Genomic DNA, 9966 nt, shown 5'->3' on the forward strand with positions numbered 1-9966 from the left:
TCCGTCAGGGTGGACCAGGGCGCCTACGTCAGCGGTGCCGTCAATCCTCACACGATCGGATGAATGTGGGGCGAAGGTGGCGGTACAGGCCGTGGGGACCGCTAAATTCACGCCGTTCCATGAGGGTCCGAACGGGCTGCACCTGGGCCCGGAAGGCAGGAGACCGCACAGCTGATGACGGAACGACCACCGCAGCGCATCCCGAACCGCCAGCTCGCCGCGCTCATCGCCGAAGCCGGGTTCTCCAATGCGGGCCTCGCCAGACGGGTGGACCAGCTCGGTCTGGAGCACGGCCTCGACCTGCGGTACGACAAGACCTCCGTGACCCGCTGGCTCCGCGGCCAGCAGCCGCGCGGCACCACCCCCGCCCTCATCGCCGAGGTCTTCACCCGGCGCCTCGGCCGTCGGCTCTCCGCGCAGGACCTCGGTCTCGACGCCTGCGCGCCGGTCTACGCGGGCCTGGAGTTCGCGGCGACCCCCGAGGAGGCCGTGGACATCGTCAGCGGGCTCTGGCGCAAGGACTCCGGCAGCCACGCCGAGCTCCGCAAGATCGCCTTCACCCCGGCGGGGCTCGTCGTCCCCAGCCGCGACTGGCTCATCGGCCGCGCCGACGACCGGGTGGCCCGCGGCGAGCTCGCCCCCGGCCCGCCGTCCTCCCGGGCCCCCGGCGGACCGGCCGGAGCCCCCCGCTCGCAGGACCCCCGCTCCCCGCACGAACCCCGGGTCCCGCACGACCCGCGCGTGGCACCCGACCCGCGCGTCCCCGTGCAGGGCCGCTTCTCCGTGCCCCGGCAGCGCGGCACGGACCGGGGGCCCGGGCAGCGCGTCTCCAGCGGCGACATCGCCGCCCTCCGCTCCGTCGGCGAGCTCTTCCGCACCCTCGACCACGCCTACGGCGGCGGCCACGCGCGCCAGGCCCTCGTCCGCTACCTGGAGCACGAGACCGAGCCGATGCTGCGTGGCACCTACGGCGAGTCCATCGGCCGCCGCCTCTTCGCCGCCGCCGCCGACCTCACCCGGCTCGCTGGCTGGACCTCGTACGACATCGCCGCCCACGGCCTCGCCCAGCGCTACTTCGTCCAGGCGCTGCGCCTCGCCCAGGCCGCCGGCGACCGGGCCTACGGCTCGTACGTCCTCCTCACCATGAGCTGCCAGGCCGTCTACCTCGGCCACGGGCGGGAGGCCGTGCAGCTCGCCCGCGTCGCCCAGCAGGGCGTCGGGCCCGCCGCGCCCCCCGTCGTCCAGGCGATGCTGCACGCGATCGAGGCCCGCGGGCACGCCGTCCTCGGCGAGGCCCGCGCGTGCGGCGCCTCCCTGGTCCGCGCCGAGCGGGCCCTCGAAGCGGCCCGGCCGGGCGACGAGGTGCCCTACTGGGCCCGGATGTTCGACGAGGCCCAGCTCGCCGACGAGCTCGGCCACTGCCACCGCGACCTCCAGCAGTACCGGCCCGCCGCCCAGCACGCCGAGCGCGCCCTCCAGCTGCGCGCGCCGGGCTTCGCCCGCAGCCGGCTCTTCTGCCGGGTCGTCCTCGCCACCTCGCGCCTCGCCCTCGGCGAACTCGACCAGGCCTGCGCGCTCGGGGCGGAGGCCGCCCAGCAGGCCTCCGAGATGCGGTCGGCGCGCGCCGTCGAGTACGTACGCGACTTCGAACGCCGGCTGGAGCCGTACCGCGACGCCGCGGCCGCCCGCACGTATCGCGACCGGGTGGCGGCCATCGGCTAGGGCCGTCCGGCCATTCCCGTCGGGTCCGGCCCGTCCGGCGGATCACGGCCGGGGTCGCGGCGCCGCCCGGCGTCAGGCCGCCGCGTCCGGTTCCGACAGCGGCGCGTGGACGCCCAGGTCCCCCAGGAGGGCCGTCGTGGCGCGGTGGGCCGAGGTCAGGGCGCCCTGGACCGTGCTCGTGTCGCGGTGGTCGCCGCACACGTACAGACCGGCCAGGAGGCGGACCGAGCGCTGGGCGTCGTGCGGGGGCGGCATCGAGGGGACCGCCTCCGGGGTGTGGTGGAGGGCCAGGAGTTCCCAGTCGTCCGTCGACGTGCCGTACAACGTGGCCAGGTGCTTGCGGACGCGGCGTTCCGTGTCGTCCGGGGGTACGCCGAGGACCGTCGACGTGATGAGGACCCTGCCGTCCGGCGCCCGCGTCGGGTCGACCGCGCTCATCACCGCCGTGTGGGCCACCGGCCCGCCCGGGTCGGACTCCAGGAGCAGGGCGGGATCCGCGGTCGGCGCCACCGGGGCCGTGTGGTGCAGGACCGTGACCGGGTGGAAGCCGGGGACCCGCAGGCCGGGGAGCAGCCCGGCCGCCGTCCGCGCGCCCGTGGCCAGGAGTACCGACCGGCAGCCGATGACCCCGTGCTCGGCGGTCGTGATCCGGGAGACCGACACGTCCGTGACCCGGACCCCCGTGCGGACCGTGCCCGGCGGCAGTGCGGCCGCGAGCCGCTCGGGGAGCGCCGCCGAACCGCCCTCGGGGACGGACGGCCTGCTCCGGGCGAAGGCCCGTAGCGCCAGGTCCGCCTGGCGGCTCGACATGCCGAGGTCCGGATCGGCGAGGAGCGCGGCGAGCAGCGGCCGCAGCACCCCCTGCACGGTCCGGGCGGGCAGCCGGGCGGCCAGGGCCTCGCGGGTGGTCCGCTCGGGCCGGGCGAGGAGTCGCTGCGTCGGGGTCGTGGCGAGCCGGACGAGGGACGCGCCGAGCCGGGCCTGGTCGAGCGAGGCGGCCGGATTCCGGGGGGCGCTCGCGAGGGCGCGCGCCACGCTGAACGCTCCCCCCACGCCCCGGTGGACCCCGCCGCCCCGCTGGCCCGCCGCCCGGCGAGGGTGCGGGACGGCCCACCGCGCGTACCGCCCGTCGCTGTGCACGAGCACCCCGGGGGCGAAGGGGCGCAGGGCGAGACCGTCGAGGCCCGGCGTGGTCCGCAGTTCCTCGGGCGAGAGGGTGAGCATCGGGCCCACCCGGTCGAGCCGGAAGCCGTCGACGCGGTCGGTGGCCAGCCGGCCGCCGACCGTCGGCTCCGCCTCCAGGACGGCGACGGCGAGCCCGGCGCCGGTCAGCCGGTGCGCGGCCGCGAGCCCCGCGGTCCCGGCTCCTACGATGACGACGTCGACGGTCTCCACGACGTCCCTGTGCTGTGTGCTGGTTGCGGTACTGAGCACGTGCCCCTCCCCAGGTCGGCGCCGCCGGTGGGAGGCCTTATGCCCCCAACAGCCCTCCGGAATGCCCGAGTTCGCGTTCGTATCGAACGGCGGTCATCGAACGGTGGGCGTCGAGCCTAGGCAGTGCCCGCACGGAAGTCGGCCCGCGCGCGGCGGGGTGCACGCAGCACGGGGGAGCGCAGGAGCCGGTGGGCCGGGGGTTCCGGCTCAGGGGTTCCGGCTCAGGGGATGGCCCGGTGGGACGTCCCCGCGTACCGGGCGGCGGAGGGAAGTTCCACCGTGCGCAGGGCCTCGGTGAACAGAGAGGGAGGAACGGGCGCTCCCATGACCCGCTCCGCGAGGGCGAGGATGTTCGGCCCCCACCGGCCCTCCTCGTCGTGCAGCCCCTCGTTCCAGGCGGTGTCCCAGCGCGGGTCTCCGGGGTGCAGGGCGTCGACCGCCCCGTCCGGCTCCGCGTACACCACCAGCTCGCCGTCGACCGCGTAGTGCACGCTGTCGGCGCCGTTCACGTCGAACCTCACACTGAACGCGCGGCCGCCCCGGGACAGGTCGCGCACCACACCGGGCACCGCCGTGACGTGTCCGATGCTCTCGGCCGTGCAGGACGATCCCGCCGTGCGTCCCACGCCGACGAATTCGCGCTCTCCGGCCGCGGCCAGGTCGACGGTCTCGCGGACCGTCATGTTCCTCGCCGCCGCCGGATCCCCGCCCATACGCCGGATCACCTCGTCCGGGTCGATACCTTCCACCAGGCAGACGGTGGGGACGACGTCATCGTCCTCCAGTTCCGCGACCCAGGAGAAATCTCCTACCGGACCTGTCATGGAAACATCGCGAGGCGGCTTGTTCTGAGGGAGCGTCAAGCGCACTTCCCCTTCGGATAATTGATCCGCAACCCGGAGGGAAGGGCGGTAGTCAGGCGGCGCGGATCGACGCGTCGATCGTCGGGAACGCGAAGTCGAAGCCGGACTCCAGCAGGCGGCCGGGCAGGACGCGCTGGCTCCCCAGGACGTCGGCGGCGAAGTCGCCGAGGGCCACGCGGAGCGCGACGGCCGGGACCGGGAAGGGGGTCGGGCGGCGCAGCACGCGGCCCATCGCCGCGGTCACCTCGCGGTTGGTGACGGGCTCGGGGGCCGTCAGGTTCACCGGGCCGGAGAGGGACGGGGTGTCGACGATGTGGCGCAGCGCCGCCACCTCGTCGTGCAGCGAGATGAAGCTCCAGTACTGGCGGCCGTCGCCCATCCGCCCGCCGATCCCGGCGCGGAAGACCGGGAAGAGCCGCCCCCACGCCCCGCCCTCGCGGGCCACGACCAGGCCGGTGCGGGCGTAGGCGACGCGGATGCCCGCCTCCTCCGCGGGGGCCGCGGCCGCCTCCCACTCCACGCACACCGAGGGCAGGAATCCCGTCCCGGCGGGCGCGCTCTCGTCGACCGCGCGGCTGCCGGTGTCCCCGTACCAGCCGAGCGCCGTGCCGCAGACCAGGACCTCCGGCGGTGCCGCGAGCGAGGCGAGGGCCTGGGCGATCGCCGTCGTGCCGAGGACACGGCTGTCGCGGATCTCCCGCTTGTACGCCTCGGTCCAGCGGCGCTCGCCGACGCCGGCGCCCGCCAGATGCACGACGGCGTCCACCCCGACGAGCCCCGCGGCGTCCACGTACAGCCGCTTCGGGTCCCACTCGACCTCGTCGGCGGTCGCGGCGGGCCGCCTGACGAGGCGGAGGACGTCGTGGCCGTCGGCGCGCAGGGAGCGGACGAGGGCCTTGCCGATGAGTCCGGAGGCGCCGGTGACGGCGACGCGCTTGCGGGTGACGGAAGGCTGCATGGGCCCATCCTGCCCTCCCGGTCCCGTGCGTGACACAGTGGCCGTCATGAACGTGCCGGAGACGTACATACGTATGGCCGTGCCCGGGGACGAGGACGTCCTCGCCGCGCTCGACCGGGCCGCCTGGTCACCCCTGCACGCGGTGCTGCCCGCTCCCACGGAGCCGTACGAGCCCTTCTTCGACGCCCGCCACCTGCCCGAGGACTACCTCGTGGCCGTGGTGGAAGACGTGGCCGGCGGTGGTGGCGACGGCGGCGGCGAGAGCAGTGGCGAGGCCGGTGGCGGGACCGGCGGCGGGGTCGTCGGCTACGTGCGGCTCGGTCTGCCGACCCCGCTGGCCGCCACCGCCCATGTCCGTCAGATCCAGGGCCTCGTGGTCGCCGAGTCCGTCCGGGGCCGGGGCGTGGCGCGGGCCCTGCTGCGGGCGGCCGCGGAGCGGGCCCGCGCGGAGGGCGCCCGCCGGATCACCCTGCGGGTCCTCGGACACAACGCGCCGGCCCGCGCGCTCTACGCCTCCGAGGGCTTCGCGGTCGAGGGCGTCCTGCCGGGGGAGCTCCTGATCGACGGGGAGTACGTGGACGACGTCCTGATGGGCCGCTCGCTGGTCGACTGAGCCGCCTCAGGCGGGGGTCTCCCCGAGGAGCCGCATCCCGCCCATCAGCTCGCGCAGGCACCGGACCGCGAGGGCGGCCGGTGAGCCCTCGCCGCGTACCGGCGCGTCCGACTCCGCCCAGGCCTCCAGGGCGATCCGGATGGCGTCCGTGGCCGCCGCCGCGGCGAGCCGGATCTCCAGCGGGTCGGCCTCCGGCCCCGCGAGCCCGGCGAGGACCTCGCGCAGCCTCTCCTCGGACTCCTGGTTGACCCGGTACCAGACGGCGCGCAGCGCCGGGTCCTCGGCGGACGCCCGCAGGAGCCCGCGCGTCCAGAGCAGCCCCTCGGCCGCCTCCTCGCCCTCCGCCGCCAGCGACTCCGCGATCGAGCGCTCAAGGGCCGAGGGGAGCCCGGCCCCGGGACCGGCCGCCGCGAGCTGCTCCCGCCAGCGGTCGGCGCCGCCCGCGAGGAGCGGTGCCACGGCGTCCTGCTTGGAGCGGAAGTACCGGTAGAAGGTGCGCAGGGCGACCCCGGCCCGCTGGGCGATGTCCTCGGCCGTGGTGCCGTCGGGGCCGCGCTCGGTGAAGAGCTCGGCGGCGGCGCGGGCGATGTCCAGCTGGGTCGCGGCCTTGCGGCGCTCCGTCAGGGAGGGGGGCTTGGTGCTCACCGTACGAAGCGTACGCCCGGGAGCCCCCGAAGTGCATGACGTGCAGCTATGGCAAAACGTGCCACTTGGGCGTACGGTGGCAGCGTTCCACGGAAGCTTGACATTCGAGAGGTTGCGCCATGAACCAGCTGACCCGTTACGAAGGACGCCGCGCCCTCATCACCGGCGGCGGCTCCGGCATCGGCCAGGCCACCGTGCTCCGCGTGCTGGCCGAGGGCGGCCGGGTCGTCGCCGCCGACATCAGCGAGGACGGCCTCAAGGACACCGTCGCCAAGGCGGGCGACGCCGCCGACCGGCTCACCACCGTCGTCGTGAACGTCGCCGACGAGGCCTCCGTACGGGCCGGCGTCGCCGCCGCCGTCGAGGCGCTCGGCGGCCTGGACGTCCTGGTCAACGCGGCCGGCATCCTGCGCTCCTCGCACACCCACGAGACGAGCCTCGACTCCTTCGAGCAGGTGCTCCGGATCAACCTCACCGGCACCTTCCTCATGATCCGCGAGTCGATACCGGTGCTCCTGGAGGGCAACGGCGCCGCCGTCGTGAACTTCTCCTCCACCTCCGCGATGTTCGCCCACCCCTACATGGCGGCCTACGCGGCCAGCAAGGGCGGCATTCAGTCCATGACCCACGCGCTCGCCGCCGAGTACGCCAAGCAGGGCATCCGCTTCACCGCCGTCCAGCCGGGCTCGATCTCCTCCGGCATGACCGACGGCACCGGCGCCAGCCGCCAGAGCGTCGGCCCCGGCCTCCCCGAGGACGCCGACTTCTCCCTCTTCATGAAGCTCGCCCCCGCCCTCGGCCAGGGCTTCGCCGGCCCCGAGACCGTCGCTGGCGTCGTCGCGATGCTCGCCAGCGAGGACGGCCGCTTCATCACCGGCACCGAGGTCCGCATCGACGGCGGAACGCACTTCTGATCGCGGGGGGCCTCGCCATGAAGCCGGCCATCGCCGGCTCGGCCGAGAGGCTCCCGCAGGGCAGGCGGGCCGGCCGCGAAGCCGGTACGGACCCGGGGCGGGACGGCCCCCGGGTCCGTACCTCCGTCGCCTCGCGGCCCGAAGCCCTACCCGGCCCCGAAGCGCTCCCACAGCCGGGGGAAGCGGGCCGCGAGCACGTCGTCGTCCTCCAGGTCGAAGGGCGCGCCCAGCGGCTCCCCGCCCGGCATCGGAATCCCCAGGTCCGGGGTCTCGGCGCCGGTCAGCTGCTCGTACGCCTCGTCCGCCGCGAAGCCGATCTCCTCGCCGTCCCCGTCGATCTCCGCGTCGAAGTCGTCGAGCAGCTCCGCCAGCGCGTCCGGGTCGTGCACGGCCCCCTCGAAGATCTCCCGGCCCTGGCCGATGAGCCAGCAGCGGAAGGCGTCGAAGGTCTCGTCACCCGCACCGTCGAAGAGCACGGCCGCCGCGCCCCACAGGTCCCAGAGGTACGCGCGGTTGTAGCGGGCCTCGAAATGGCGGGCGTAGTCGAGCACGGAGTCGGGATCGAGCCGGATCAGCCGTTCCACGAGCAGATCGGCCTGTTCCTCGGGGTCGCCCTCGGCGGCCTCGCGGGTGTTGTCGATGATCTCCCAGAACTCCGTCTCGTCCATCACGGGACCAGCATCCTGTCTCGGCGACCGTGACGCACCCGGAATGCCCGAAGAATTCCGGAAATGAATCCAGACAGAAGATGTCGTACTTCCCTGTCAGTCTGGTGCTCATGACGACGGAGACACACGAGAAGAAGCCGCTGCACGGACGCGTCTGCCTGGTCGCGGGAGCCACCCGGGGCGCCGGACGGGGCATCGCCGTCCAGCTGGGGGCCGCCGGAGCCACGGTGTACGTCACCGGGCGTACCACCCGCGAGAAGGTCAGCGAGGTCGGCCGGGCCACCGAGACCATCGAGGAGACCGCCGAACTGGTGACGGCCGCCGGCGGCGAGGGGGTCGCCGTCCCGACCGACCATCTGGAGCAGGACCAGGTCCGGGCCCTGATCGACCGGATCGACCGGGAGCGGGGGCGGCTCGACGTCCTCGTCAACGACGTGTGGGGCGGCGAGCACCTCCTCGTCTTCGGGAAGAAGACCTGGGAGAACGACCTCGACGGCGGCCTCAGGATGCTCGAACTCGGGGTGCGGACGCACCTCGTCACCTCGCACACGGCCCTGCCGCTGCTCATCCGGAACCCCGGCGGGCTCGTCGTCGAGGTCACCGACGGCACCACCGAGTACAACGGCACCCGGTTCCGCGAGAACCTCTTCTACGACCTCGCCAAGAACGCCCCGCTCCGGATGGCCTTCGGCCTCGGCAGGGAGCTGGAGGAGTACGGCGGCACGGCGGTCGCCCTCACCCCCGGCTGGCTCAGGTCCGAGCAGATGCTCGCCGCCTTCGGCGTCACCGAGGAGAACTGGCGCGACGCCGTCGAGAAGATCCCCGGCTTCGCCGTCGCCGAGTCCCCGGCGTACGTGGGAAGGGCCGTCGCCGCCCTCGCCGCCGACCCCGACCGGCGCCGCTGGAACGGGCGGTCGCTGTCCAGCGGCCAGTTGGCGAGGGAGTACGGCTTCACGGACGCGGACGGCTCACGGCCGGACGCCTGGGGCTTCATGCTCGCGGACGAGACGGGCGACCCGGACGTGAACGACTACCGGTAACGACGACTACCGGTAACGACGACTACCGGTAACGACGACTACCGGTAACGACGACTACCGGTATCGACGACTACCGGTATCGACCTACCGGTATCGACCTACCGGTAGAGCCCGGCGAGCGCGCGGGACGCCTCCTCGAAGCGGGTGCGGAGGGAGGCCGGGGCCAGGACCTCCGCCTCCGCGCCCAGGCCGAGCAGCTGGGAGAAGGCGACCTCCTCGCTCTCCACCCGGAGCGTCACCGTCAGCGGGCCGGTCTCCGCACCCCGCGTGCCCGCCGTGAGGGCCGCCTCGGCGGCCGCGCGGTCCGTGACGTACGGCAGCCGCCGCGCGCCGGCCTCCGAGAGCCGCAGGACGACCTCCGCGCGCAGCAGGGAGCGGGCGAACTCCGCCGCCCGTTCCTCCCAGAAGGCCGCGAGCTCGAAGTCCTCGTCCCGGACGAACCGCTCCTCGCCCACGGCCACCGCCGTGAACCGGTCCACGCGGTACGTACGGAAGGAGGCGTCCGCCCGCGCGCACACGTACCAGACACCGGCCTTCAGGACGAGGCCGTACGGACACAGCTCCCGCTCCACCTCCTCGCCGTCCCCGCGCCGATAGCGGGCGGAGAGCCGGCGGTCGTCCCAGACCGCCTCCGCGATCGGGGCGAGCAGCTCGGGGGTCTCCGGCTCCTGGTACCAGCCGGGCGCGTCCAGGTGGAAGCGGCGGCCCACCGCGTCGGGGGCGTCCCGCAGAGAGGGCAGCAGCGCCGCCGACACCTTCAGCCGGGCCGCCGAGGCCGCGTCCGCGAGCCCCAGATCCCGCAGCGCGCCCGGCAGCCCGGAGAGGAACAGCGCCTCCGCCTCGCCGCGCGCGAGCCCCGTGAGCCGCGTCCGGTAGCCGCCGACCAGCCGGTAACCGCCGGCCCGCCCCCGGTCCGCGTACACCGGGACCCCCGCCTCGGAGAGGGCGAGCGCGTCCCGGGTGATGGTCCGCTCCGACACCTCCAGCTCGGCGGCCAGCTCGGCCGCCGTCATCGACGGACGGGACTGGAGCAGCAGGACCAACTTGATGAGGCGGGGGGGGGCGCGGGGTGGGAACAGGGGGGGGGGCCGCCCCGCGCGGGTAAAAAA

At 74.6% G+C, this 9966-nt stretch carries 10 protein-coding genes; 4 read left to right on the forward strand and 6 right to left on the reverse strand.

The genetic code is table 11. The features are described from left to right. Positions 1 to 174 precede the first annotated feature (174 nt). Positions 175 to 1722, forward strand: coding sequence for a regulator (locus ACWFR1_RS29380; RefSeq protein WP_453556408.1), 1548 nt, complete (start codon positions 175 to 177; stop codon positions 1720 to 1722). 72 nt (positions 1723 to 1794) lie between these two features. On the opposite strand, the gene ACWFR1_RS29385 is transcribed toward ACWFR1_RS29380, so the two are convergent. The 3 genes from ACWFR1_RS29385 to ACWFR1_RS29395 form a co-directional block, all read right to left on the reverse strand. After that, entirely contained in the window at positions 1795 to 3156 is a 1362-nt protein-coding gene (locus ACWFR1_RS29385; RefSeq protein WP_453556411.1) for an FAD-dependent oxidoreductase, read from the reverse strand. 221 nt (positions 3157 to 3377) lie between these two features. Beyond that, positions 3378 to 3980, reverse strand: coding sequence for a DUF6461 domain-containing protein (locus ACWFR1_RS29390; RefSeq protein ID WP_453556414.1), 603 nt, complete (start codon positions 3978 to 3980; stop codon positions 3378 to 3380). 91 nt (positions 3981 to 4071) lie between these two features. Continuing rightward, positions 4072 to 4977 carry a TIGR01777 family oxidoreductase gene (locus ACWFR1_RS29395; protein ID WP_453556416.1) on the reverse strand — a complete coding sequence of 302 codons (906 nt, stop codon included), beginning with the start codon at positions 4975 to 4977 and terminating at the stop codon, positions 4072 to 4074. Positions 4978 to 5023: 46 nt separating this feature from the next. On the opposite strand from ACWFR1_RS29395, the gene ACWFR1_RS29400 reads away from it, so the two are divergent. Continuing rightward, the gene (locus tag ACWFR1_RS29400) at positions 5024 to 5590 is read left to right on the forward strand and encodes a GNAT family N-acetyltransferase (RefSeq protein ID WP_453556419.1); all 567 of its coding nucleotides are present in this window, start codon (positions 5024 to 5026) and stop codon (positions 5588 to 5590) included. A 6-nt stretch (positions 5591 to 5596) separates the two neighbouring features. Here the strand turns inward: ACWFR1_RS29400 and ACWFR1_RS29405 are convergent, their stop codons facing one another. Then, positions 5597 to 6235 (reverse strand): TetR/AcrR family transcriptional regulator, encoded by a 639-nt coding sequence (locus ACWFR1_RS29405; RefSeq protein ID WP_453556422.1) that lies wholly within the window; start codon positions 6233 to 6235, stop codon positions 5597 to 5599. A 119-nt stretch (positions 6236 to 6354) separates the two neighbouring features. On the opposite strand from ACWFR1_RS29405, the gene ACWFR1_RS29410 reads away from it, so the two are divergent. Further along, a complete protein-coding gene (locus tag ACWFR1_RS29410) occupies positions 6355 to 7149 on the forward strand; it encodes an SDR family NAD(P)-dependent oxidoreductase (RefSeq protein ID WP_453556424.1) in 795 nt (264 codons plus the stop codon). 146 nt (positions 7150 to 7295) lie between these two features. On the opposite strand, the gene ACWFR1_RS29415 is transcribed toward ACWFR1_RS29410, so the two are convergent. Beyond that, positions 7296 to 7817 (reverse strand): DUF4240 domain-containing protein, encoded by a 522-nt coding sequence (locus tag ACWFR1_RS29415; protein WP_453556440.1) that lies wholly within the window; start codon positions 7815 to 7817, stop codon positions 7296 to 7298. 110 nt (positions 7818 to 7927) lie between these two features. Here ACWFR1_RS29415 and ACWFR1_RS29420 point away from each other — a divergent pair, with 110 nt between their 5' ends. Further along, positions 7928 to 8857: an SDR family oxidoreductase gene (locus ACWFR1_RS29420; protein WP_453556426.1), complete on the forward strand. Its 930-nt coding sequence runs from the start codon at positions 7928 to 7930 to the stop codon at positions 8855 to 8857. A 98-nt stretch (positions 8858 to 8955) separates the two neighbouring features. Here ACWFR1_RS29420 and ACWFR1_RS29425 read toward each other — a convergent pair whose 3' ends face one another. Then, on the reverse strand, positions 8956 to 9936 hold the full coding sequence (locus ACWFR1_RS29425; protein ID WP_453556443.1) for a helix-turn-helix transcriptional regulator: 981 nt from the start codon (positions 9934 to 9936) through the stop codon (positions 8956 to 8958). Positions 9937 to 9966 lie beyond the last annotated feature (30 nt).

This window comes from Streptomyces sp. NPDC055103, assembly GCF_053607625.1.